Annotated in this window: 27 protein-coding genes; 19 read left to right on the top strand and 8 right to left on the bottom strand. The window is 57.1% G+C overall.

From position 1 onward, the window contains the following. Positions 1 to 139 precede the first annotated feature (139 nt). Positions 140 to 1519 carry an ISL3 family transposase gene (locus BJI67_RS15770; RefSeq protein WP_197513424.1) on the bottom strand — a complete coding sequence of 460 codons (1380 nt, stop codon included), beginning with the start codon at positions 1517 to 1519 and terminating at the stop codon, positions 140 to 142. Positions 1520 to 1880: 361 nt separating this feature from the next. On the opposite strand from BJI67_RS15770, the gene BJI67_RS15775 reads away from it, so the two are divergent. The 7 genes from BJI67_RS15775 (at position 1881) to BJI67_RS15805 (ending at position 7804) form a co-directional block, all read left to right on the top strand. Then, positions 1881 to 3644 (top strand): PRTRC system ParB family protein, encoded by a 1764-nt coding sequence (locus BJI67_RS15775; RefSeq protein ID WP_197513425.1) that lies wholly within the window; start codon positions 1881 to 1883, stop codon positions 3642 to 3644. A 13-nt stretch (positions 3645 to 3657) separates the two neighbouring features. Then, positions 3658 to 4134, top strand: a complete 477-nt coding sequence (locus BJI67_RS15780) for a PRTRC system protein E (RefSeq protein WP_070074227.1) — start codon at positions 3658 to 3660, stop codon at positions 4132 to 4134. A gap of 12 nt (positions 4135 to 4146) precedes the next feature. Further along, on the top strand, positions 4147 to 4359 hold the full coding sequence (locus BJI67_RS15785; RefSeq protein ID WP_070074228.1) for a PRTRC system protein C: 213 nt from the start codon (positions 4147 to 4149) through the stop codon (positions 4357 to 4359). A gap of 221 nt (positions 4360 to 4580) precedes the next feature. Further along, the gene (locus BJI67_RS15790; protein WP_070074229.1) at positions 4581 to 5684 is read left to right on the top strand and encodes a hypothetical protein; all 1104 of its coding nucleotides are present in this window, start codon (positions 4581 to 4583) and stop codon (positions 5682 to 5684) included. After that, complete coding sequence (locus BJI67_RS15795) at positions 5684 to 6427, top strand: PRTRC system protein B (RefSeq protein WP_070074230.1); 744 nt, start codon at positions 5684 to 5686, stop codon at positions 6425 to 6427. Before BJI67_RS15790 ends, BJI67_RS15795 begins: the two co-directional genes overlap by 1 nt. Next, on the top strand, positions 6417 to 7025 hold the full coding sequence (locus tag BJI67_RS15800; protein WP_070074231.1) for a PRTRC system protein A: 609 nt from the start codon (positions 6417 to 6419) through the stop codon (positions 7023 to 7025). Before BJI67_RS15795 ends, BJI67_RS15800 begins: the two co-directional genes overlap by 11 nt. Next, positions 7022 to 7804: a PRTRC system ThiF family protein gene (locus BJI67_RS15805; RefSeq protein WP_231940960.1), complete on the top strand. Its 783-nt coding sequence runs from the start codon at positions 7022 to 7024 to the stop codon at positions 7802 to 7804. Before BJI67_RS15800 ends, BJI67_RS15805 begins: the two co-directional genes overlap by 4 nt. Before the next feature lie 512 nt (positions 7805 to 8316). Here the strand turns inward: BJI67_RS15805 and BJI67_RS15810 are convergent. Beyond that, on the bottom strand, positions 8317 to 8598 hold the full coding sequence (locus BJI67_RS15810; protein WP_070074232.1) for a type II toxin-antitoxin system RelE/ParE family toxin: 282 nt from the start codon (positions 8596 to 8598) through the stop codon (positions 8317 to 8319). Then, positions 8591 to 8887 carry a type II toxin-antitoxin system RelB family antitoxin gene (gene relB / locus BJI67_RS15815; RefSeq protein ID WP_070074233.1) on the bottom strand — a complete coding sequence of 99 codons (297 nt, stop codon included), beginning with the start codon at positions 8885 to 8887 and terminating at the stop codon, positions 8591 to 8593. Before relB ends, BJI67_RS15810 begins: the two co-directional genes overlap by 8 nt. Before the next feature lie 635 nt (positions 8888 to 9522). Between relB and BJI67_RS15820 the strand changes: the two genes are divergently transcribed. Further along, positions 9523 to 9894 carry a hypothetical protein gene (locus BJI67_RS15820; RefSeq protein WP_156782233.1) on the top strand — a complete coding sequence of 124 codons (372 nt, stop codon included), beginning with the start codon at positions 9523 to 9525 and terminating at the stop codon, positions 9892 to 9894. A 63-nt stretch (positions 9895 to 9957) separates the two neighbouring features. Here the strand turns inward: BJI67_RS15820 and BJI67_RS15825 are convergent, their stop codons facing one another. Both BJI67_RS15825 and BJI67_RS15830 read right to left on the bottom strand, forming a co-directional pair. After that, positions 9958 to 10461: a hypothetical protein gene (locus tag BJI67_RS15825; RefSeq protein ID WP_156782234.1), complete on the bottom strand. Its 504-nt coding sequence runs from the start codon at positions 10459 to 10461 to the stop codon at positions 9958 to 9960. Between the two features lie 81 nt (positions 10462 to 10542). After that, entirely contained in the window at positions 10543 to 11529 is a 987-nt protein-coding gene (locus BJI67_RS15830; protein WP_070074236.1) for a lambda-exonuclease family protein, read from the bottom strand. A gap of 197 nt (positions 11530 to 11726) precedes the next feature. Between BJI67_RS15830 and BJI67_RS15835 the strand changes: the two genes are divergently transcribed. From BJI67_RS15835 to BJI67_RS17620, 3 genes are all read left to right on the top strand, one after another. Then, positions 11727 to 14078 (top strand): ATP-dependent DNA helicase, encoded by a 2352-nt coding sequence (locus BJI67_RS15835; protein WP_070074237.1) that lies wholly within the window; start codon positions 11727 to 11729, stop codon positions 14076 to 14078. A gap of 9 nt (positions 14079 to 14087) precedes the next feature. Continuing rightward, positions 14088 to 14774, top strand: a complete 687-nt coding sequence (locus tag BJI67_RS15840; RefSeq protein ID WP_070074238.1) for a hypothetical protein — start codon at positions 14088 to 14090, stop codon at positions 14772 to 14774. Between the two features lie 112 nt (positions 14775 to 14886). Further along, positions 14887 to 15126, top strand: a complete 240-nt coding sequence (locus BJI67_RS17620; RefSeq protein WP_156782236.1) for a hypothetical protein — start codon at positions 14887 to 14889, stop codon at positions 15124 to 15126. Positions 15127 to 15407: 281 nt separating this feature from the next. On the opposite strand, the gene BJI67_RS15845 is transcribed toward BJI67_RS17620, so the two are convergent. Together BJI67_RS15845 and BJI67_RS18350 are read right to left on the bottom strand one after the other, a co-directional pair. Beyond that, a complete protein-coding gene (locus tag BJI67_RS15845) occupies positions 15408 to 15779 on the bottom strand; it encodes a hypothetical protein (protein ID WP_156782237.1) in 372 nt (123 codons plus the stop codon). Positions 15780 to 16111: 332 nt separating this feature from the next. Beyond that, positions 16112 to 16351 carry a CV_2116 domain-containing protein gene (locus BJI67_RS18350; protein ID WP_156782238.1) on the bottom strand — a complete coding sequence of 80 codons (240 nt, stop codon included), beginning with the start codon at positions 16349 to 16351 and terminating at the stop codon, positions 16112 to 16114. Positions 16352 to 17179: 828 nt separating this feature from the next. On the opposite strand from BJI67_RS18350, the gene BJI67_RS15850 reads away from it, so the two are divergent. Continuing rightward, positions 17180 to 17527 carry a hypothetical protein gene (locus BJI67_RS15850; protein WP_156782239.1) on the top strand — a complete coding sequence of 116 codons (348 nt, stop codon included), beginning with the start codon at positions 17180 to 17182 and terminating at the stop codon, positions 17525 to 17527. Positions 17528 to 17610: 83 nt separating this feature from the next. Here BJI67_RS15850 and BJI67_RS15855 read toward each other — a convergent pair whose 3' ends face one another. Next, a complete protein-coding gene (locus BJI67_RS15855; protein ID WP_156782240.1) occupies positions 17611 to 17982 on the bottom strand; it encodes a hypothetical protein in 372 nt (123 codons plus the stop codon). 200 nt (positions 17983 to 18182) lie between these two features. Here BJI67_RS15855 and BJI67_RS15860 point away from each other — a divergent pair, with 200 nt between their 5' ends. The 7 genes from BJI67_RS15860 to BJI67_RS15890 all read left to right on the top strand — a co-directional run bounded on the left by BJI67_RS15860 (position 18183) and on the right by BJI67_RS15890 (position 22709). Then, positions 18183 to 18401 (top strand): hypothetical protein, encoded by a 219-nt coding sequence (locus BJI67_RS15860; protein WP_156782241.1) that lies wholly within the window; start codon positions 18183 to 18185, stop codon positions 18399 to 18401. Continuing rightward, positions 18402 to 18665, top strand: a complete 264-nt coding sequence (locus BJI67_RS15865) for a hypothetical protein (protein ID WP_070074243.1) — start codon at positions 18402 to 18404, stop codon at positions 18663 to 18665. 88 nt (positions 18666 to 18753) lie between these two features. Next, positions 18754 to 19641, top strand: a complete 888-nt coding sequence (locus BJI67_RS15870; RefSeq protein ID WP_197513426.1) for a disulfide bond formation protein B — start codon at positions 18754 to 18756, stop codon at positions 19639 to 19641. Beyond that, the gene (locus BJI67_RS15875) at positions 19638 to 20030 is read left to right on the top strand and encodes a hypothetical protein (RefSeq protein ID WP_070074245.1); all 393 of its coding nucleotides are present in this window, start codon (positions 19638 to 19640) and stop codon (positions 20028 to 20030) included. Before BJI67_RS15870 ends, BJI67_RS15875 begins: the two co-directional genes overlap by 4 nt. A 47-nt stretch (positions 20031 to 20077) precedes the next feature. Continuing rightward, entirely contained in the window at positions 20078 to 20803 is a 726-nt protein-coding gene (locus BJI67_RS15880) for a hypothetical protein (RefSeq protein WP_156782242.1), read from the top strand. After that, positions 20800 to 21795, top strand: coding sequence for a TraU family protein (locus BJI67_RS15885; RefSeq protein ID WP_197513427.1), 996 nt, complete (start codon positions 20800 to 20802; stop codon positions 21793 to 21795). The genes BJI67_RS15880 and BJI67_RS15885 overlap by 4 nt, the downstream gene beginning before the upstream one ends. Then, positions 21780 to 22709, top strand: a complete 930-nt coding sequence (locus BJI67_RS15890; RefSeq protein WP_070074247.1) for a TrbC family F-type conjugative pilus assembly protein — start codon at positions 21780 to 21782, stop codon at positions 22707 to 22709. The genes BJI67_RS15885 and BJI67_RS15890 overlap by 16 nt, the downstream gene beginning before the upstream one ends. Positions 22710 to 22712 lie beyond the last annotated feature (3 nt).

Consider the following 22712-nt stretch of genomic DNA (forward strand, 5'->3'; position numbering starts at 1 on the left):
GCTGGCGGCGCGGCCGGACAGCTCGGCCAGATCTCATACCGTGCGCGGCTGTGATCCTGTATAGGTGCAGCAGTGCCCGGTTCTCGTCTGACAACACGCCGGCCAGCTGGCAGAGCCCGCGAATCGTCATCAGCGTTGTTCAGTCGAAATCGCCCGCCTCAAGCTTATGGGCGAGCGTGGGGAGATAGGGTCCGTATTCGACCCTCCTTTCCTCAATTACAGTCTTGTATCTGCTTTGGCTGGGCGCTTGATACATTGCATCAGACATCGTGTAACCGAACGTATCCGGAGGCTGAACACGTTTCCTGACTTTCTTGCGGACGGTGGTCCGCGTATCGGCCCGAGCCTCATCATCAAAGAGCAGGCGTGCCCGGATCACGTCGAAGCTGTAGCCGCGTCCCATGCGATTCATGCCCTTGGCGATGTTGTTGATCGATTCAGTGTAGCCGTTTGAGATCGGATGATCGTAATAATTGAATATCTCCGTCCACCAGCTATGCAGAGCGCCTTTGACTTCCCTAAATGCCCAGGCCACATTCGGATTGAGACTGGCTTCCCAATCTTTTGCAGCTCGCATCGCATCGCTTTTTGTAGGGTGGTTGTAGATGTCGTGAAATGCTTCCTTGGCGGCGTAAGCCATACCCAGATGTGGATGAAGCATGCTCCAATAACTCAGCTTCTCCTGCGCGCTACTGCTCAAGTTGTCATGGCGTGAAAGCAGGATAAATCGGTCATTTTTGAGCTTGAGCCTTTCACGAGTAGACAGTTCTTTCCTGATCTGTTTACGCACCCGTTCAATCGCATCATTGGCCATGCGCACAACATGGAAGCGATCCGCCACGATCATGCGGCCAGGGAATTGATCCTGCGCGACCTGCCGGTAGACGCTCCACAAATCCATTGTCAGGACCTTGACTCGCCTTTTCTCTGGCAGTGCCTTGAAGTAGATGATGAGATCGGCTTTGTTGCGGGTCGGGAGCATGTCGAACAGTGCGCGCTTTTCGACGTTGGTAATCATGGCGCGGTATTGACCGATGATCTTGAGTTCATCGATACCCAACACCTCCGGGGTTTCAAAGACAACGTCCTGTTTCAGGCGGGCCACATAGTCATCGAAGATGTGGCGGACGGTCTTGTCATCGATACCCACTTCTCGGGAGAGTTCGGCGAAGGTTTTGCGCAGGCAATGTGTCTCGACGTACTTCACCAGCCGTGTTGTCGCTAAACGCTTGTCGTCGATGTCCGGTAGAGGCTCAAACAGCGTCTTGCCGCAGTTTTTGCATCGAAACCGTCTGCGCTGAATGTCGAGGGCAACGCGCTTGCCGTGTATGGGGGTATCCATGTAGGTCTGAGGCTGAGTGCCATGTCGATATAATGACGACGCACACAAGGGGCAGGCGGTCGGCTCGACCATACCTTCCGCCTTGATACGGTAATGGTCGCCGTTCTCCTCAATCTCACGGGCTCTGAGCTGCGGCAGATTGAGAATGTCGGCCACAGAGGGCGGTAACTCAAGCATGTCTTGAGTCATCGACAGGCCAGAAGTCTTAATCCATCAAAATTGTGCGCCTGGTGGCCAGAGTATTGTTTGCATCCAAAATCGAATTGCATCGACCTCAACACTCCATTCCGAGTTTCGGACAAAGAGTGACATTGATGGAATCAACAGTCAATTCCGAGATGCGGATACATTGATCAGACCAATCAAGGGCCGGGTTCAACAGTGGATTCCGGATACCCTTTTAATTTGCAGCACAGGTTTATCCACAGTTTATTAATTAATTTTTGGCTTGTTTTTATGGCTGTGCAGGACTAGTATTAACCCATCGGTTCGATTACGAACCAGCGCACCGGGCGCCATCCCGGCAATGGAGAAATCAATGATGAGTGCTGCTGCCCATGTCATGCAGGGAGGGGAGGGGTTTCAATTAATCCCCATCGACCTGATTTCGACCGATCCCGCCCTAAATCCCCGTTCGTGGTTCGATCAGACTTCGCTGGAAGAACTGGCCGCGAGCATCAAAGAGCAGGGCATTATTGAACCCCTGATCGTCCGTCCCGCCTTGGAAGGCGAGGGCTTTCGTCTGGTTGCCGGTGAGCGCCGGTATCGTGCGGCGAAGCTCGCTGAGTTGGCCGAATTGCCCTGCGTGGTGCGCCACCTTGACGATGCCGAGGCCTTGGAAACGGCCACCCATGAGAATGTCCACCGCGAAGATATGTCGGCGCCTGATGAGGCTCTGGCGGCACGCAAGATTCTGAGTCGTTGCGACGGCGACCACGCCGAGGCTTGCCGTGCGCTGGCGTGGCCCCCGCAGAAGCTCAAGGCACGACTGCTGCTGCTTCACGCCCACAAAGATGTGCTGACGGCCCTGACCGAACGACGCATCAAGCTCGGTCACGCGGAATTGCTCTGTACGCTTGCGGAGGACATGCAGCCCGGAACGCTTGGAAGCGTGATTGAGCAGAAAATCAACGTGTCCGACCTCAAGGCGAAGATTTCTCAGTTCGCAATGGACCTCGACAAGGCCATCTTCGACAAAACGCAGTGCGCCACCTGCCCAAGCAATTCGGATATTCAATGTTCGCTGTTCGAGGAAACGATCAGCGCCGGGAAATGCCAGAACCGCGCCTGCTATCAGGAAAAGTCCGAAGCGGCGCTTTCGGAGAAAAGGTCCGAGTACGCGACGGAATACAGCGTCGTGTTTCTGGACACGGAAAAGGCCCCGGAGGACTACAAGCAACTCGAATCGTCCGTGGTCGGCAAATCGCAGGCCCGTGCCTGCCGTGGCTGCGCGAATTTCGGTGCAATGCTCTCGACCCGTCCCGGTTCCTTCGGTCTTGCCACGGGTGAGCAGTGCTTCGACCTCGCCTGCATGAACGAGAAGGCCGAGGCCTACCAGCGGGCCTTGGAGGCGAGCGGCGATGCACCGCAAACCGCAACCGTGAACGCAGAGGACGCGACTGACGCGGGTGCGAAAGGCGAGGCCAGTGCGTCAAGCGCCAAGACCAAGACAGCCGCCAAAAAGCCGGACACCAAGGCGGCGTCACCGGGCGTGGCTAAGCTGCCTTCGGCGGTTCTCAAGGTCAATTACCAGCAGGCACGCGATTGGGCGCGTGACACCGTTCAAACGGACCCGCACCTGCAAATGGCCTTGGCACTGGATGCCCTGATCGGACACAGGGGTTGCAAGTTGCCGGAAAACGCCAGTGGTGCGGTGGCAGGGATTTGCGCGAGTACCAGTGGTCGCCTCGAACGGCTATTCGCCGCCGACGATGCGCTGCTCGAAGAAATCCTGCGCCTCATAACCGGCGAGCAGGCGGCAAACAACGGCGAGAACTCCAACATTCTCGATCAGAAGCCCTGTTACACCGCGAGCGTGCTCAAGCTGCATGAGGTCAACTTCAAGGGCCGTGTCCAACTGACCCGCGATTATCTCGACGCCCATACCAAGAATGGCCTAGAGGACGTGCTGCGCGGGGCAGGGTTTGCCGACTGGTACAACGCGGAACAGGGTGAAGGGGCTTTTGCCAAGCTCATTAAGGGCAAGAAGCCGGAAATCCTCGATGCGGTCGAAGCGGCGACCAAGGCCGGGTTCAGTGTCGATGCCCAATATGTCCCTTCCGTCCTGCATAAGCTGAGCTAAGGAGCGAGCCATCATGTTCAAGGAACTCGAAAAACTGATGCAGGCGGATGAAAAGCTCGCGTTCAGTATCGAACGCCTCTCCGATGGCCGTTTGCGGGTGGCGATCCTGCCGCAGCTTACGGAAGCCGCCGCCGACCTCTCTGATGAAGCGCAGGCCATCCGGGCGGGACTTGCGATGCCGCTGATCTGGACGGCGACAGCCCCGGACCTCGATGCCCGCTTTGCGGAGCAAGTCACACAGATCAGTGCAGACCGCGCTGAATTGCAGGCAGGGTTCGAGGGCGTGCAGAGCCGCTTGAAAGATGCCAAGGCGACAGCCAGTCAGGCCAAGGGCAAGGGTGGGGCGACAGCCCCGCCCCCGGCACCCGACGCGGTATCGGACGATGATGCGGAGGAATCCGGTGCGGACGCCGTACCGCCGCCCGAGCCGGTCGCGGCACCCGAGCCGGTTGCAGCCGATACCAAGCAGAACCCGGCAAGCCTCTTTTAAGGAGACAAGGTGATGAGTGAAGTGATCGAAATCGAGGCCCGCCGCGAGTTCCGCATGGGTGCGGTGAAGTTCCCCGATCCGGGTAGCGACTACAACCCGGAGCAGGTGCTTGAGTTCTATCGACCCAACTTCCCCTACCTACAGGGGGCGGTGGTCGAGGGGCCGGTGGTCGAGGGCGACGTGCTGGTGTTCACCTTCGTCGTTCGCGCCAAGTCCAAGGGCTGAGCCGTGGACCCTGCACAGGAGACTTTGACATGGCTGGAACTGGAATGCGCGTTGATCGAGGAACCCGTGGGCGTGGAGGCGTTGATGACCTACACGCCCACGCAAAAGGTACGCAGAAAGCGCGGGAATCGCGCAGCAGTCACGGAAGCCAGAACGGGGCAAGAGCTTCGCGCCGCCTTCGACGCTCTCGGCAGGTTGCCGTCAGCCCCAAGCCGGTTGGATTGGAAACTTTTGCCGCCAGCCTGAGCCGCATTCCGCGTATCGAGGGCTTGAGCTTCGCGGAGAAACTTGCCCCGACAGTGCCTCAACGACGCGCCGCCGCCAATGCGCTGCGCCTTGCGCTACGCGAGGGTTGGATCAGCCTGGAAGAGGTGGCACAGGCACGCCGTCCCGAGGGCTTGTGGCTGGATGCCTCCATCATCCAACGGGTCGGCCAGCAGGCCGCAGGTTGGGTGAATCGTGGCTTCCAGAAAGGTGCTGATGTGTGTGCCGATCAGGCGATTGAGTGGGGCACCTTTCTGGCCGTGTACGCACGTGTGGAAGGCCTGTGCGTCGAGTCCGAATCGACGCTGATGCACGATGTATGGCGTAGCCCGGACACCCCGAGCGAAGCGGAAAAGCAGCGCGATCTACTGCGTATGGCGCTTGCCCTGTATCCCTTCTGCCTGACCGGGGAGGAAGGCTTTTGCTCCTATGCGTTCGGGTTCTACGGGGAAGTGGTAAGCGATCTGTCGGTGGCGCACCTCACACTGATCGTGGGTACAGACCCGGAGGACGCAGAGCGTTGTGACGCCTTGCTGTCCGAACTGCTCGCCCACAAGGCAGGCCCGAGTCTGATCGAGGAAATCGAAAACGGCGGTCTGTACTGGCTCCAGACGGCCTCGGAACTGCGACTGATCGGTGAGCGCGGCATACCGCAACACGCATGGTACGGGCAGGCCGTCCGCATGGAAGAAGCCGAAGCACAGGGGATTGTGAAGCGGCTTGAGCGGGACGGGGTTGAGGATGCGCGGGATCGTTGCTTGCTGCTCGGGGCACGACTGCTGTGCGAACTGCACACGGATGCGTGCTTGCCCTTCTCGGAAGATACGGTCGAAGACTCGTGGGGCCTTGGCGACCTCATGGGGGTTCGCGTGGGATGTGACTCGGAAGAACAAGCCATCCGCGATTGGACGCAGCAAGGGATGGAGGCCGGTGAGGGTTTTCTCGACACGTTCAGTTACAACGCGCCGCCCGGTGAGGTGAGTCAGGCCTTGTTGCGCTTCGGTACCTGTGTCGGATTCACCCACACCGTTGAACAGGCGCTTAGTCAGTCGGAGGGTTGATGAATACCATCGAAATTGCAGCGGGTCGGGTCTTGGTTACAGACCGCCCGCGACCGCAGGCCCAAGCCATCATCATGGCGCAGACGGGCTACGAGGTTGAGGTGCGACATCACCCGGTCAGGGTGGGCGAGGATGGCATCGCCACGCTAGAGGCGGGTCGCGCACTACGGTTGGGCGACGTGCGGGACTGGCTCGCCACGCTGGATGGTCAGAAAAAGCAGGCGGGCCTGCAGTGGGTGTCAGATCGGCTGCTCGCACAGGGCGGCGGAAGCCTCCTGTGGTACACACCGCCTGCCGTGCGCCCGATGTACTTTCATGTCGCGGGGAAGCGGGTCACGCTCAAGGCTGTCCCGTGGCCGGGACTGATCTTTCACGCGGCGGGTGACTCGCTGAACGTGGCGGCTTACCGGGGGCGAGGCAGGCCCAAGTGCAAAACACCGCTCTATCACTCGCCGCTGATGAATGTCGGTCCACTCGGGCAAGTGTGCTTGGGTAGCGCGACACGACCGCGCAGCCACATGACGGTCGAACAGCAGATCGCGGTCTGGAATGACGCCATATTTGAGACGAATTTCACGCACGTCAATCAACCCGCGACGTTGCTGCCCGGAAACAAGCGCAAGAAGGTCAGTAACGCACAGCATCTGGCCTTCTGGAAGAAGCTCGAAAACCTGACCGCTTTCCCATCAGATCGACTCAATCCGATGGGTCGCCGCTTGGAGGAATTTTGCCGTGTTCGATAGTCTCTATACCGATCCGCGTGACCATGCCGCATTGGGTATCACGCCGATGCTTATGGCTCCACGCTTCGGGGAACTGCCGCCTGTCGGTCTTGGTCTTTATCGCTATGTCGCGGCGCAGGATGGGGTTTATCAAGAAGCTCGTTCAAATGCCCTCGATGTGTGTCTTAGGGTTCAGAAGGGGCGCTTCCCGTATGGCTCACGGCGTGCCAGGTTCACGATGCCGTTCGGGCCGGTGCCGCAGAAGCTGCTGAACGAGTGCATTGCGCTGGCGCGGGCTGTGTTGCCGAATGAGTGGGGTGGCCTGATCGTGGTTGAGAACGGCCAGTATCGCCTCGTAGCGCCCCCGCCCACCTTGGCCAATCCACACCGGCTCGACTACAGCGTGGTCGGTATCGACCCCGAGAATATCGCGGTGGATATTCATAGCCACGGCGCAGGTCGTGCCGGGTTCAGCCCCACGGATGACGCGGACGATAGGGGTTTCTACCTCGCTGCGGTGTTGGGTCGGCTGGACCGCCCCTCGCCGGAAATCGCCATGCGACTCTGCGTGCATGGACGCCACTTGCCTATCGACTGGACCCCTTGGAGCCGCGCATGATGAAAACGCCCATGACCTTTGATATGCCTGCACGTTGGATCGACAGGCCGCTCAATATCGTGCTGCTCGGTGCGGGGGGGGCCGGGTCGGAAGTGTTCGATGGTCTGGTGCGCCTGCATAAAGTCCTGAACGCACTGGATCACCCCGGTCTGAGGGTCACGGTTTATGACGGCGACAGCGTTTCGCCGTCGAATACGGTGCGGCAACGCTTTTTCGATCAAGATGTGGGCGAAAACAAGGCCACGCTACTGGTGCATCGCGCCAACGTCTACCACGGACTGAGTTGGGCGGCGGTGCCGGAAATGTATGTGCCCGAAGTTGCTAACAGTGAGCCGGATTTATTGATCGGGTGCGTGGACAGTGCAGCATTCCGGGTGGCGTTGCATGACGCCTATGCTCGGACTTACCGCCACACCTTATGGCTCGATCTTGGCAACGATGCTGTCGATGGCCAGTGTGTGTTGGGCCATTTGGGCCGACCTTCGCACGGCGACCGCCACCTGCCCAACGTGGTCGAATTGTTCCCCACACTGCGCGACACGGTGGACGACAACACGCCTTCCTGCAGTGCCGCCGAGGCGTTGCGCTCGCAGGATGCGTTCATCAATCGCACGTTGGCCGATGCCGCACTGAATTTGCTGTATCGGTTGCTCCGCGATGCGCAGATTCAGTACCACGGTAGCTTCGTGAATGTGAAAACCGGGGAGGTGCGGGCGTTGCCGATTGACCCTACGATGTGGGCGGCGCTCGGGTACACCTTCAATCAGTGGGGTGCATGATGATTCCCGCGAACGATTTGCCGTATTCCTTGGAGCGTGAGGGTGAGGGCCGCTACCGTATCCGTGTAACGGCAGGCTATATCGGCAACGTGACCGGGTTAAGCGGACACTGGATCGCTGAAATCCCGAACCAACCTCAGACACCCCCCTGTAAAACCCGGAAGCAGGCCGTAGAGGCTGCAATGCGGTCATGGTGGGGTACTACGGGGCACTCAGCGAGGATGTAACGATGCCACTGAATTACTGCATAGCGTGCGGCTGCCACGACCAGGCGGCCTGTTGGGACGAAGTGGCTGAGCAACCCTGCTACTGGCTCAGACTAGACGAGGGGGTAAGGCTGGGCGTGTGCAGTGCGTGTCCGGGTGCGGTAGAGCGGTGGGATGCGGGCGAAAGGTCGGTGGCGGTACCGGTAGCTGATGAGTAGATCTGCTTGGGGCGTCGAAGCTGGATTGAAGGAGGTGCGGTTTGTGTCGTCATGTCGACCAATACCGACGCGACACCTTATCTCTAACTCATACCGGTGGCCACTGCATGGCTGCATGTATGACGTTGAGAATTCGAACGGCCGCGTCGGTTTCTTTGTAAACCACGATGTAGTTAGCCGTTACGATCATTTCCCTAGTGCCCGCGACCCTGCCCTCTCGATAGAGCTTTGGGTGCTCAGGCAGCTTCGCGGCTTTGACCTCGATGTCGTCTTTAAGGTGCTGCGCCGCGTCCGGGTTTTCATCTGCGATGTATTCGATGAGCGCCAGTAGCTCAGCGCGGGCCTTTGGCGACCACTCCAGCTCAGGCACGTTGATTGCGCTTGCTATCAATCAGGGCCTGTACCTCATCCATAACCTTCTGATGCGGCACACCTGGTCTGGTGTCCGCCAGGGATTCCATCACCTTGGCGCGAAACCACGCGTCATAACTCTCTGCATCGAGCGTCAGGCTGGGCGGCAAGCCACCTTCCTCAGAAATACGAGTTAGCAACATGCGCACAGCTTCCGAAACGGTCAGGCCGAAGCGTGAAAGTACTTCGCCGGCACGATCTTTGAGTTCGTCTTCTACCCGAACATGCAGCATAGAGGTACGGGCCATCTCAGATCTCCAGTGTTATCCCGCCGCTAAGTGTATCTCAAATGAGATGCATTGTGACGATTGTCCACAGCGGCCGTGGACGCCAATGAATCCACGCTGGGCTACGGATTCACCCCATTTGCCTACAACTTGATTGATCTTTGCCGAGATATTCTACCTGGCAGGTAGTTATATTGAGGAGGGCGACGATCGTAAGGCCGGAGGCAAATAGGCCAGACTTGAGTCTGTAGTGGCCTGTAGAAAAATTCAGCGAATCATATCATACCTATGGGCTCATCACCCCACCTTATCTGTCACCTAGAGGTGCCCGATACACCGAGGCAGGTGCAACCTTTCTACAGTTTCCTTCTCTGACGAACGTGCCCAGGCCACGCTGCAAGCCTTGTGTGGCGCTATTGTCACGCGCTCGATCATGCTTTGTGCAGTGGGATTTGAACTCTGGAGCTGCCGCAAAGTCACAGGGTTATGTTTAGTATACCGTTACCCTGCCACGCCATATGTAGTATCATACTAATGCACGGGCGTGTAAGTAGATTGGCCTCGTTTAAGATTTTGATCTGTATGTCATGTCTATGAGCTCGGCTAGCACCGACGAGCGTCATAAAATTATTATTTCAAGGTATCGGAGGTTAGGTATGGCGAGAATTACAGGAGAAGGCGGCAATTGTCTCCCCCCAGGCCGCAGGTCTCTTGACGAATTGCATGCCCCCGAACTCAACTATCCCGGCAAGCCGTGGGAAGACCCCAGTCTCCGCGATGACGTCACGAGAACATTCAATCTGCGCATCTCAGAGAAGATGTATTACAAAATACGCGAACTTGCCAGACATAGAGATGAGTCCATGCAGACAGTCGCGCTGGAGCACCTGGAAGCAGGCGTAAAAATGGAAGTTTCGAAAATGCTACGCACCCGCGCAAGACGCGAGGCTGCGCAGAGGCGGCGGGAAGTGGCCGCAACAGCGAAGCAGGGCCAGCAAGCAGGTCGTGGTCGCAGCAAGGAAGGCTGAGTCTTCCCAGCGTTGAACCCGCACAAAAAATCGACAGCCCGGAGAAGGCTGTCGATTGTGTGTCTACCACGCCCAGGACTGGGTGAGTTCGGTACGCGGTATTTGAAGAACCTGTTTCGCAACAGGGGAAGACGTAAACCGCTCCATGAATCTCTGAAACGGTAACACAGGCACAGTGAGGTCTGCGTTGAACAAAGCGACCGTGGAAATGGTCGTGACGAGATCAAATGCTTTCCTTCGATCCGCATCAGGATCGGATCTTATCAGTTCCTCGATAATATCCAACGAGGGTTTGGCCCCCGGGGTATCGAAGTACCGTATCTGCTCAAGCATCTTGAGCCACCAGGCTTTGCCGTTGGGTAGGAAGAACAAGTCCGCCCCGTTCTGCATTTCGACATAGCCTTTTCGCTTCTTCTCGGTTTCCTTACCCCTTAGATAACCAGGTGGCTTGCTGGCCGTGTGCAACTGGGTATTGCTCATACCACCCCAGAACACCTGGTCACCCATTGTGGGGCCGATGACACCACCCCAGAACTTGCGATGTGCCGCATGGTAGTAAATCAACACGATCTCCTTGTACGCGCCAGAACTGTGGCGCTGACAGTGGGATAACCCGTGGGGATGCCACGAACGAAAAGCGTGAACCTGTTACCAGGCCCAGCCTGACGGCGCGGCTTCTTCGGTTGCGGGCGTGGGTAGGACGGCCGGTGGCGATGTCGGGTCACCTTTGGGGGTGATCCGCCAGGTCTCCGTGTCTTTGCCACGATGCGCAGCTTTAAGCTCAGCGAGGCGTTCATCCGGGATGCTGAACTCTGACTGCAGTGCCTTGAAAATCGCTTCGTTGTTCAGCGACCCCACTCGTGTGGAGCGGGTGACCAGTACACCGCCACCTTCATTTCTGTCCACGCCATCCGGCATGGCTTCAATGATGAGTTGGCGAGCCTGCTCTACAGCGAACTTGGCATCATCATGCGCCTCGTTGGCTTGTCTCCAAACCCAAGCCGCCGCCAGGAAGGCATCACCCAGCGGCTCTGTTCCGTCATCGAGGTGTTGCTGGAACACGTGATACGCCTTGATGAGCTGCTTCCAACGATCCGGATTGGGCTCAAACGGGACAACGGCCATTTCACCTTTGGGATGACCTGGTCGCCAGGACACATACTCCGCTTCAAGGTCACGGATGTCGCACGAGAACGCCGTACAGATGACCAGCGCCTGGTGTTCCATCTGATCCCGATACTTCTTGGGGATGAAACCTGCGAGCGCGGCCTCATGGTCCGGGTTGGCAGGTGCCTTGATTTCACGAAGCAGGTGCCTAGCGTTTGGCCTTGCGGCATACCCGTCAAGCGATGCGCCGAGCCTAAGACCTTCGAGTTCACATTCAAGGCAGGCCGGGGGCGTTTCGATCAGGGTTTGAAATTCCCGATGTTCACGAGCGATCGGTTCCTCTTGGAGACCCCTGATCATGCCCGGGTGTGGAGGGAGAGGGGGGACCTGCTTGGTTTTCTCCTGCCACAGCCGGTAGGCGGTCTTGAAGGGGGACAAGCCCATGATCATCGGTGCTTCGGATGACTGGAAGCGGTCTTCGCGCCAGAGCAGCCACTCCGGAGTCCCTTGGACTAGAGGTACAAACATGATTCTCGTTCTCCCATACACCGAATCCGCGGTGTGCGGTCGAGCGAAGTGCTCGAAGGTATTGAGCGGCGCGGGGGGATAGGGCGCACACATCCAGGGCCAGGTGTGCACGGGGGTTGCTACACGGAAGGTAATATTTTTGTAAGTGGTATAATACCATTCACTATGTAGCATGCCGACGCCGTATAGGGGCAATCATGGGTTCGCCAAGCGTGGTGAAAGCGGATGTGGTCAGGCTGGTCCAGAGAGGTAACTGGGCGATGGCCGTACTTGAACGCGCCCAGCCTCCCGGTGTTGAGAAGGTCACCGGTACGATCCTGGTAACCGCCTGCGTACATGAAGGCGGGCGGTATTGCTTCACGGGCGAATACAAACATCACCCGAAATACGGACGCAGCCTGGAAGCCCAGGAAGTCGTACCCGATGTGGATGCGTCCGAGGCCGGGTTGTCCGTGTTCATGGCACGGGAATACAAGGGCTGCGGGAAGAAAACGGCCGCCAAAGTTGTCGCCTGGTATGAGGCAAGAGATCAGCTCGAGCGGTTGCGGAGTCTGTTGGTAGAGAAACCCTGGGAGCTGGTCGAGTGTCCTGCAGTCAAGGGCGCCTTCAAGGAATCGATCGAGGCGAGTCGTGAGCAGGGCGTAGAGCTCGCTGTCCTGCGCCTCTTTGCCGTCAACCTGAGTGGTGTTGGCGGGATCCCGATGGGTTTGTCGTCCCGGTTGGCCCACGAGTCTCTGGCTCGGCTGAGTATCGAGGAGGCGGCAAAGTCCGATCGGCAGCAGGTCGCTGAGGCGGCCTGGCAGCTCTTTGCCGGTGATCCTTACTCCCCCATCCAGCGGACACGCGGGTACGGGTTCTCGTTTGCTGACCGAATCGGCATGTGGCTCAAAGTCTCGCCGGCGCACCCCGTACGATTGGCCGCCCTCGGCGAATACGTGCTGATGACCGCCTGCGAGCAGGAGGGACATAGTTACCTTACCGACGATGAGTTTCGCGAACGCATCGAGGTCTTCGAGCGGCGCTATAACCGGGAGGTCGACTATCTGCGCATCGTCGAGTGCATCACGCAGTATCGGTTTCCAGTTGTCGCTGTCGGCGCGGGAGGCGGCGGGCAGAAAATCTACCCGCTCAAGCTACTTGAAAATGAGCGCGCGCTTGCACGTCGCATCGCGCGCATGTTGCTCCCACAAAGACCCCTGATGCAGCCGGATGAAGCGGAAGAAGCACTTGCCGTAGCACAGCAGCGTGTCGGACTGGTGTTGAGCAAAGAGCAGATGACGGCGCTCTACAGAATGCTGACGTCGCCGTTGCGATTGCACACCCTCACGGCAGGACCGGGCTGCGGCAAGACGGCCAGCATTGAGGTTTTCGCCACGGCCCTACGGGGCGAAAGCATTGCGTTTGCCGCACCAACGGGGAAGGCAGCGAAGAAACTCTCTGAGCGGGTACAGGGCAGGGGGTTTATCGCTACGACGCTACATCGGTTGATGGAACCCTACGTGGACGAGCACGGGCAGCTCGCCTTTGCACGCTGCGAGGACGATCCGATTACGGCCGACGTGATCGTGATCGACGAGGGGTCCATGTGTGACCTCGAAATGACGCGCAAGGTCTTCGACGCTGTGCGCGCCGGCTCGCACGTCATCCTGCTTGGCGATGTTGACCAAATCCCCTCGGTTGGGCCAGGGAATGTGCTTGCGGACATACTCAAGCTGCCGGGCGACCATCATCGGTTGAACGAGGTGTTCAGAAACGAAGGCGGGATCCTCGAGCTGGTGCGAGAAGTGCGGGAAGGACAATTCCCGCGTGAGGCACCGGGGCCTGATGTCAGCCTGCCGGGTGACCCAGGCCTTGCAGCCTCGGGCTTCGGCCGTATCGAGCAGCTCCCCGACGGATCGATGGAGGTGATCGAGGGGCCGGTCATGGCCATGTATCTCCAAGCCCTGCAGCAGCACCCGATCGACGAAGTGGGCTTGTTGATCCCACGGAGAAAGGGGCAGTCGAACGCGCCCGGGTGGAATATCACCTACATCAACAAGCTCCTGCAGCAGCGCCTAAATCCCGAAGGCATGGATGTGGGCGCGACAGGGTTGCGTGTAGGCGACAGGATCATCCTGCGACGCAACCTGTCGTTGCCGGCGGCTGGCGGTACCGATGCTGTGGAGGTCGTAGTCAATGGCGACACGGGGTGGATCGATCAATGCACCCCCAAGAGCGGTGGAGGCGTCGAGGATGTGCTCGTGCAGCTCGATGACGGCCGGCGCGTGTCTGTCCCGGAGGCCCTCCTGACAGCAGTTCACCTCGGCTACGCGATCACGGTGCATTCGTCACAAGGCTCTGAATATAACGTGGTCGTGATCGTAGCGCAGGAGGGGATGCCGCTTTTTGCAAATCGTTCGCTACTCTACACAGCGGTTTCACGAGCCAAGCAGGAACTCAGCGTCTTCGGTTCGTACGAACGGCTATCAAAAAGTGCACGTGTGCCGCCGGCAAGGCGAAATAGTCAGCTGGCGTGGCACGTGATGAATTTAATCGCGGAAGAGATGTAGGAACTGTGGATGGTTATTTATCAATCGGCTTGGTTTGGGATGCTGGCTTTGACGGCCGCCAACATTGCGTTTGTCTGGTTTATGAGGGCGGACTTTCGTTCAAAAACTAGAAGTGACGGTGTGATTTTAGCTCAATGCTGCCTGATTATTTTTACGACAGTATTGATCGCCATTGGAGGAGGCGTTGGTCATGTCTTCGGCCAAGTAATATCGTCGGCAAAAAACGCAAATAAAATGCATGAGTATGGAATAACTCCAGCAGACGTGGTGCTTTACTCAGATACCTTAATGCCATGGCTTGCAGTTATCGATTCGGCAATATTTCTGGGTATTACCACCAACATTCTAGCAGCGCTTATCATGCAGAGACCTCGCGGCTCGAGAAATAGGATGAATGTGTCGATGCTGCCTAGCAGCCGACAAATCACGATGGAAAATCTAATTTGCGACATGTTAAGAGGTCAGCATATCCGTTCTATGTCAGCGGACGACACTAAGAGGTATATCTATCTCGCAGGTGCCGCACTTCATACGCTGCCATTCTCTGAACGAGGCCGAGTCGAAATCACCGAAGAACAATTCAGGCAGATCGACGCACTTGATCCGAATGCTCCGCTTGGTCGATGGGGACCCTGGGTAGAGGATCTGGCAAAAGGATTCGATTTAGACCTGCCCGCATATGATCAAGTTGGGTGACAATAACGGATATATGCCTAAGTGTGTGACAGGACGAGGCATGGAAGTTTAGAAAACCGGCTACAGATATCCCTCTGAGGCCAAACCCCGAGAGTGAAAAAAGGAGAGACCAGTGAAAAATCCCAAAGCTAAAAAGGCCGTAATCGCCCTGGCAGGAAGTACGTTGGTCGGACTCGCCGCCGGCGCCGCCATGCCGGCCTATGCCTCAATGGGGTGTAAGCCGTGCGCGCCGAAGATGTCCATGTCTGGTTCCTGCGCATCGAAAAACCCATGTGCGGCTAAGAAAATGGGGTATCCGGATTTGAGTGTGTTTTGTTCGCCCCGATTCAGCTACCTGCAGGATCTTGAATAATGTGTTTCTGGTGGCGACCTAGTGGGTTCCGAAGTCATGTCCGCTTTCCGATCAGGTTTATTTCCGCTGTCGACCCCAACCCGCCATTCGGGACCGCAAAGCTTTAACGGCAGATGTACAATTGCGAAGCAGCCGCACGACCCTGCTTCTAAGAGCATGGCGCCCACGTTCGCGGTCATTGTGGAGACCGTCAAACAGCTAGTCATCTGAAGTCAGCTACTGATCAGCATGGATCAATGCGACTGGACACCTTCCTCAATGAAGTGGCAGTGGCAGACGAATTAGTGGCCTTGATCTTGGTGTAACCTCTTCTCCAGCACCGTATACAGATTAATTGCGCCGGTCATAACGTCACTAAGTGGATGCTGCCTACAGTAATTATCCATCCAATAGTAGGCTTGAGCGGGCGCTCCCAATTCACTCAATGGCTCAAATTTTGGTAACTTATTAATGTTGTCATATGCCGCCTGTGTCAGAGCAATCCCATTCATCGCGCCTGCCAGATAAAAGGCAGCGATTGCTTGAAGCCCTTGGTCACTAGATGTTCTGTAATTTATCCAATCTGCGCAGTTCATAATTGGCATCTCTTCTATAGCCGCCGCTGATCCTGTAGCGGAAAGCAGAATCAGGCCGACTAACCATGTTTTCCACATAAACCACCTCATCTGTGACCTTGCTTGAACTGTGGACTCGTATTTACGCCAGTGTCCAGTCGATCAACGTGTCTGCGCAGTCATATTGACCCGCGATGATCAGCATAGTGAATGCTGCGTCCACTTCGTTGCGTTTTTCCAATTTGGCAGAAATGTCTTTGCGGTTCGGAGGAGGTAGAATCCCATCATGGCTATGATTTGGTATCAAGGCTTAGTGTTTCCTCCAAAATGCATAACATAACTATGAAAGTAACCGAAATCGGAGCGAGGATCGCGGAGTGACTCCGACATGCGCAGCATGTTGGACGTCCGGTTGACCGCAGAGTTAGGGTTTAGAGATCGGCAACCGAGCATGCGGTGGATTTTCCATCAATAATTTGTTGCCCTAAAACATAACAATGGGCTACAGCTTCCTCTCTGGTTTCATATGTATCCGCGCTACTAAAATTCCTTTCGCGTGAATCGTTGCCAGAATGTCGCATGATATAAAGGTTTAGAGACCAACATCTAGAGTCGGTTAGCTTCAAAGGGGCGGGTCTAATTACATAACCCTTGTATTCGCGCATATCCATGATTGGTTTCCTATCTCAGCGAAGAGGGAATAGCCCTAACAGTAAATACAAAGGCCCGCAATAACAAGTTTAACCAACTGATTTGTCGGTATTTTACACTCTATTTATATGTATGTATGTATGAAAACGTGGGCTCGACGCTTACGCCAATCATGAGTAGGGTTAACAACGGGTTCTTACTGCATTCCTGCCTTCCAACAGCTCGATATCGAAGGAGCATGAACGGCTGGTTGTGGCCGATCTGAGACAATGATCGAGCAGCTAACCTTAACTGTGAGAAGCGGACATTCCGGGATAGGCTGACACCTGACACTACCCGCCATAGGTGCGAACATTATGGGCGCGATGGGCTTCTACCACACGCACGATGTCTTTTCGATGGGTAGCCAGTGCCACGGAAGGCTTCATGAGGTTTTCCTGATTAGGCTCCGAACCCATCGTTGTGAACCGAACAGATCAACGCAACACCCTAATCCGATTTTACTATCGGCAGACAATTACCTCCAGCATCCGGTCAAAACACACCCAAATCCGGATACCCAGAAAATGGGCGGCAAGCAGGGATGCGCCAGCAAGAATCCTTGTGCGTCAAAAGGGATGAAGCACAACAAATCCTCTGGTATGTAGATCGCTATATACCATGGCTGCCATCGCAAAAGGCGAACAGCCCTCATATTGATTGAAAGCCTTGCCCTCGCTGAATCATGCGGCGTGGGTAAGGCAATGCTAGTGCCGCACGCAATCCTTGTCCCCTGATGTCTCCCAATGCCGTTAGGTGCTACTACCTGACGGTTGCCTGGCCGTATCCAGGATGTGGAGATGATGATCATGAGCAATGTCAGTCTTCAAGACGGCGAACTTGTCGCTGTCTATGCCGGAGATGCCTTCGATTCGAACTTGGTTCTGATGGGTCGTGCGGTGGGGGCGATCGATCTCAAGCAGCTAGCGGCTGCATATGTCGCTCAGGACCCGCGTAATCCGCGATACGATTTTGAATTCGATGATTATGGGTTCGCTCGCTGGCTGGCAGAATCCGGACATGTGATGCCGGCCACTGTCAGGCGCGTCGACGGGCGAGATACCAATCCTCTGCCGAGCTATGACACTGAGCCGACGGCACCCGTCGACCCGGAACCGTTGCCCCTGGAACCCTATTTCGATCTCCAGGGTGCCTGAAATACTGGACCTGCGCATGATTATGCGTAGGTCCTTTTGATGTGGGGTAGACCAATGCGGGCACGGAGCAACTAGATTGGGCTCTAGGCCAGGTTGAGCTTGAACGAGGTAAACCTGAGGATCGCGTCAAACACCTGCAGTGTCTGCGGGAGAATGAGGAATGCTGAAACGACCGCGGCATATGCAGGCACTCGCATGGCTGCATTGAGCGCCCATCTCGACTTGGCCCCCCAGCTTTCCGGCGTGAACCCAGACGGCATCATCCCCGAGGTCAGTACAGCGCCACCTACGATGGCAATCAGCAACCCGGCGGCAACTGGGTCGATGCCTACTACGCTGGGTTTCCCTTCAGCAAAACCCATGACGAACATCGCGCAGTAGCCGAAGGGCAATAGCGAGATGAGCGCGAGACCTCTCACAACCAGATCGGAAGCCTGTGCGATTCGAAAGATCAAAGCGCTTCTTTGAAATACCCGACCTCTCACATTCACATCTATTGCCTGAATCATTCGAGCGAAACCCGCACGCCTTTGAATTGCCCCGTCCATTGAATGAGCCCTCAGGTTGTCATGCAAGACATAATGGTATAATACTATTGACAACGCGGACACACCCACTGCGTATTAATTCTTGGGTGCGAGAGGAGACCCCCATCATGAGAACCCACCGTACACGCACGCCCGTCGATCTGTCTCGGATGGCGCTCTATCGACTCAATTCGGTCGAGGCCCGTGATTCCTACAAAGTTGGCAGACTCACATCCGGCGACACTGTTTGCTACGACATTGCGCTGAAGCCTGGCCGCAAGCCTAAAGAGCCGCATACGTTGCTCGGTATCGGCCGGCGCGTCACCGTCATCCAGTGGGACGCGTAAATGACTGATCATGTTGCTGAAACGGAAGATGTGGCAGACCGGTTTAAGGCATATACCGTGGTGATGGTGAGCCACTGGGGCGTCATGGGAGCAGATCTCCTAAGCGAGCAGTACGCTGAATCGTCAACAGATGCCGTGCTCTACGCAAGCAATGATTATCGCAGAGAGTATGGAGTACCGCCGCGGGTCGTTGCAGTACTCGAGGGGCATCCTAAACGCGCCGATTGGGCCGGGAATAAGAGCCTGGAGGTCTCTGTTTATTGATGGGTCTCTACATCGTGCCAGGTTCAATACATAAACAGAATGGTATTATACTATCGCTCATTTAGAGTCGGCGGGTGACCCTATGTGCATGAAGAAGATATTAGGGAGGCTGGTGCCAAACCTGGCGCAGGTCGGAGCGGGGGCAACGGCGGTCGCAAGTACAGGCGCCAGCCTTTGTGTCGGTGGTGTCTGTGCGATCGGCGTTCAAGCCGGCACAAGTCTGGTCACCGCAACCGGTACCATGACTGCAAGTGGTGTTCTCTCCGCGCTGGCCACCACATCAGTCTTGTCGACTCCGAGCTCCCTTCCTACGTCAAGCCCACATCCGTCCTGGCTGCTCATCGTTTCGCTGATCTTCCTGCTGGGCTCGACGATGTACACCGTTGCGCAGGTTCGCAACCGGGTTTTGTTGGCCATGTCCGCTGGTGCCGGCGGGCTGCTCGTCACTGCGGCGAACCTCGGGTGGGTCGCCTCTACACGAGACGCATCTCTGATGGCGGTGGGTGTCGGCCTTACGCCACTGCTACTCGCCCCCTGGTTACAGCGGGGTGTCCCGAAGTGGATCTTGTCGAGTACACGCTGGGTCATGGCCGGTGCTGCCGCGGCGGGACTCGGTGTGGCTCTTTATGCCCAGTTCGGTATGGGACTTGTGCCGTGCACGCTTTGCTGGGTTGAGCGTCTAGGACTGCTGTTGATTTTGGCAGGTTCGCTCGCGCATGTACGTTGGGTCATCTGGTCGGGAATTTTCGCCGGTCTTTGGTCTGGGTTCTACCAATTACTCGAGATGCAGGGGCAGGCCTCGGACATGGCGCACCTGTGTTCAATCACGGGGATAACAACTTGCTCGGCTGCGGGCTCGCAAGTCGTGGGTTTGTTCCCCATCGGTATCGAAGCGGCCGCTTACTTCGTGGTCATGTTCGTGGGTGGGTTGGTTTTGGTTGACTGGCGTACCAGACGTGAAGAGGTGGGTGAATGAAGCGGCGGTTTGGCATCGTATTACTGAGCACCGCCCTTATGGGCATGCCCGTGATGGCATCAGCCGGCGCTCTTTTAATCTGCGTCACGCAGCCCATAGCTTTTCAGCATAAATCGCAAAATGGCCCATTTGGGCGAGCTGTGCCTGGTTCATTTATGTCGACCAAGTGGCTTACGGGCCCCTTCGCGCATGAGGCAAACAACGCGACTTACCACTGCAGTAACGGCCAAACGGCGCATCTGTCTGGGCTTCTGATGGGTGGGGGGTTTCACCTGATCAGCGTGCGCCCCATCCTGCACGTGGTTCGGCATGAGCGTGCCATCCCGAAAGGAGCAAAAGCCACCCCCATCAAGTGGCAGGTCATTGCGACCTTGGTCGCCGGACAATAGCCGTGTTGATCCGGACAGTAGCCTTGGGAGCCGGGGCGCTGTTGCTTGTGACGATAGCCCCGGCGTCGGCACACAACCTCGGCGTACAGGGCCGCACATTCCCGATCGGCGAAGTCGATATGCGCTTGCTCGAAGCACAGAGCTTGTCGCACGTGAATATCAAGAAGATCGATGCGCAAATGACGCGCAGCGCCAAGGAATTCCCCGACCACCTTAAGCAATTCGTACTGCCGGCAGCCCGCGAGACGAAGACGCGGTGGGTCGATCCCAGTGTGGTGCTCAATCGAAATATTGAGGGCATGCACCGGACGGCCGGTGGGCAATGGCGGTGGGGTGTTCTCTGGAAACAAGGCACAGTGGTCAACCCGCTCAAGTACGTCAGACCGACGACGGCGCTCTTGTATATCAATGGGCTGTCGTCCAAGCAGACAGCGCTGGCAGCGTCAGCCGTCGACCAATGGCCATCACGCGTGGTTGTTATCGAAACCCAGGGTGACCCCGTCCTCTTGGCTCACCAGCTCGGCATGCCGGTCTACATGGCCAAGGCGCATAGTCTCGATCGCTATCAGGTTAAGGAAGTGCCTTCGTTGGTTGTGCCTGGGCCGCTTCGTACGGGACATGCCTACGATCTCCGTGTCACTTCGCTGGGCCTGCCTTACACCGGCGACAACAGGATCATCGGACACATCCTCGATCAGACCTGGCCCGCAGATGGCGTCAGCCTCAAGTTGATCAAGGGGTCTCAGAAAGCCTACGGAGGGGCCGCCCAGTGATTAAGCGGATTGCCAGCACTCTGCTGGCGTTGTCCTTGGGGATTGCGACGGCACACGCCTCGATTGCCTGTCACGGCAAATTTTTCAATCCAGTGTCGGATCCGAACTGGAACGATGGGTACCCGATCACCGTAGCGGGCGCCTCAATAGGCGGAAACAGCAACCCGCCCATGATGCACGAGAACGCAATCTGTTCCTGCCCGACACCCTACGGTCAGATGCCTGGTGTAGGCATTACCTACTGGCAACCGAGTTACCTCGCGGAGGTTGAGCGGACGGGTGGATGCTTTGCTTCGCTCGGCGGTAAGGAGCTTTTCCCGAATTACGAAGAGCTCGATAGCGGGCAGCAGATATCCGGGGACATGACGAAGGGTAATCCCGGCAATGTCTTCATGAACGTGCACTGGTACAAGTATCCGTTGTTCGCTGTCATGGATCTTTTCTCCGGGTTGGCTTGCCGCATGGTCGGTGGGTTCGATCTGGCGGATATGACGGAAGTCGAGTCGAGCTGGAATGTTGCGGGCTGGTCCTCGATTACAAATCCCATCGGCATTCTCTTCGCCAATCCGGTCGGGCAGGTCTCGTGCATTCCCGACGCGATCGCATCCAGCCTGGGTTATCCGCTTGACCTCGAATTCTGGTGTGGCGGCACGACAGGCGTCGTGTATCCCCTGAATGGGATGGCGCAGGCTTCCAATGGCCCAGACGACACGAACATGCATGATCTCTACAAGTACATGCTGCGGGACTCTGGTGTGGGTCTGTTGCTGGCGACTATCGGCCCGTGGGCTACATGTCATCCAGCCTATCTGCCGCAGTGGATCAAGTCGCAATACCGGATTGACCCGGTTGGCCCCATACCGCTCAAGGGCTCGCCCATTGTCGTCGGAGAAACCCCGTTTCGTTGGGATGGTCACCCCCCAGCGGTGACTCCGGTAGACACCTCAAATACGTTTCTCATCTGGGTGGGCACACAATGCTGCGCATTCTGACCCTGGCGTTGGTGGCCGCCCTGTTGTCGCCTGCGAGTGCGTTGGCTTCGGTTCAATCCGAAGCAATCGCGGCGGCGGAAGCGGCACAAAAGGCAATGGCCGATAACCCGTATGCACGCGAGGACGCGCAATACGCCAAAGAGGCACAGGAGGTGTCTCGTCACGCCATAGAGGCAGCACAGAATGCCGTGGCACGCGGCGAGTCGCCCTATGCCGCGGCGGCCAAGGCATCCGGTATCCCAGACAACGCACTGCTCAAGGCGCGCGAGAAGCACCTGCAGGGGCTGGGCATTAATGATGTGAATGGGCGTCTGTATATCTTCATCAGCACGGTCACCATGCCTAAGGCGATGATCCGGGCATATGCGCGGGATGCGATCTGGACCGGTGCGATTCTGGTTGTCCGCGGCCTGCCGCCGCATACGACGTTGGCTCAGTTCATCCGCAATACGCTGATCCCGTATGCCAAAGCGGGCATCACCCTGCAGATCGATCCGCGCCTCTATAACGCCTTTGACGTAACGGCGGTACCGACGCAGGTTTACACGACACTTCCAAGCGTGGCGATGTGTGACCACCAGATCCCGGTACAAGCCAAATACGAGGGGAAGGTCTACCGGTACGACGCCTGCAGCAAAGCCCCATCCAGGGATTACTGGAAGGTCGAGGGGGCGGTCACGACGCTTTGGGCATTGCGCTCGTTTAAGACGCAGGGCGCACCGGTGCAGGCGCTGATCCAGGCCCTGCGTGCTGAGGTGCCGTACCACAAACAGCTCAAAGGTATCTCCCGGGCAGTGTTTGCGGACACGCTAAAGCGTCAAAGTACCGGCTACCTTGTGAATCAGTACCTGCAACACGGTCAGCTACCGGGCGCGCAGATGTTGCCACTCAATGGCAACCAGGGCGGGAGTTGAAGC

Origin of the sequence: Acidihalobacter aeolianus, assembly GCF_001753165.1 — a bacterium.
Classification (GTDB): Bacteria; Pseudomonadota; Gammaproteobacteria; order DSM-5130; family Acidihalobacteraceae; genus Acidihalobacter; species Acidihalobacter aeolianus.

Bases quoted from the DNA above. Each gene is read 5' to 3' on its own strand.
- BJI67_RS15875 (WP_070074245.1), top strand. From the start codon at position 19,638: ATGAAGCGGCGGTTTGGCATCGTATTACTGAGCACCGCCCTTATGGGC.
- relB (WP_070074233.1), bottom strand. From the start codon at position 8,887: ATGGCCCGTACCTCTATGCTGCATGTTCGGGTAGAAGACGAACTCAAA.
- BJI67_RS15780 (WP_070074227.1), top strand. From the start codon at position 3,658: ATGTTCAAGGAACTCGAAAAACTGATGCAGGCGGATGAAAAGCTCGCG.
- BJI67_RS15840 (WP_070074238.1), top strand. From the start codon at position 14,088: ATGGTTATTTATCAATCGGCTTGGTTTGGGATGCTGGCTTTGACGGCC.
- BJI67_RS15830 (WP_070074236.1), bottom strand. From the start codon at position 11,529: ATGTTTGTACCTCTAGTCCAAGGGACTCCGGAGTGGCTGCTCTGGCGC.
- BJI67_RS15795 (WP_070074230.1), top strand. From the start codon at position 5,684: ATGAATACCATCGAAATTGCAGCGGGTCGGGTCTTGGTTACAGACCGC.
- BJI67_RS15770 (WP_197513424.1), bottom strand. From the start codon at position 1,519: ATGCTTGAGTTACCGCCCTCTGTGGCCGACATTCTCAATCTGCCGCAG.
- BJI67_RS15835 (WP_070074237.1), top strand. From the start codon at position 11,727: ATGGGTTCGCCAAGCGTGGTGAAAGCGGATGTGGTCAGGCTGGTCCAG.
- BJI67_RS15890 (WP_070074247.1), top strand. From the start codon at position 21,780: ATGCTGCGCATTCTGACCCTGGCGTTGGTGGCCGCCCTGTTGTCGCCT.
- BJI67_RS15845 (WP_156782237.1), bottom strand. From the start codon at position 15,779: ATGTGGAAAACATGGTTAGTCGGCCTGATTCTGCTTTCCGCTACAGGA.
- BJI67_RS15860 (WP_156782241.1), top strand. From the start codon at position 18,183: ATGAGAACCCACCGTACACGCACGCCCGTCGATCTGTCTCGGATGGCG.
- BJI67_RS15785 (WP_070074228.1), top strand. From the start codon at position 4,147: ATGAGTGAAGTGATCGAAATCGAGGCCCGCCGCGAGTTCCGCATGGGT.
- BJI67_RS15820 (WP_156782233.1), top strand. From the start codon at position 9,523: ATGGCGAGAATTACAGGAGAAGGCGGCAATTGTCTCCCCCCAGGCCGC.
- BJI67_RS15865 (WP_070074243.1), top strand. From the start codon at position 18,402: ATGACTGATCATGTTGCTGAAACGGAAGATGTGGCAGACCGGTTTAAG.
- BJI67_RS18350 (WP_156782238.1), bottom strand. From the start codon at position 16,351: ATGGATATGCGCGAATACAAGGGTTATGTAATTAGACCCGCCCCTTTG.
- BJI67_RS15850 (WP_156782239.1), top strand. From the start codon at position 17,180: ATGAGCAATGTCAGTCTTCAAGACGGCGAACTTGTCGCTGTCTATGCC.
- BJI67_RS15775 (WP_197513425.1), top strand. From the start codon at position 1,881: ATGATGAGTGCTGCTGCCCATGTCATGCAGGGAGGGGAGGGGTTTCAA.
- BJI67_RS15870 (WP_197513426.1), top strand. From the start codon at position 18,754: ATGAAGAAGATATTAGGGAGGCTGGTGCCAAACCTGGCGCAGGTCGGA.
- BJI67_RS15805 (WP_231940960.1), top strand. From the start codon at position 7,022: ATGATGAAAACGCCCATGACCTTTGATATGCCTGCACGTTGGATCGAC.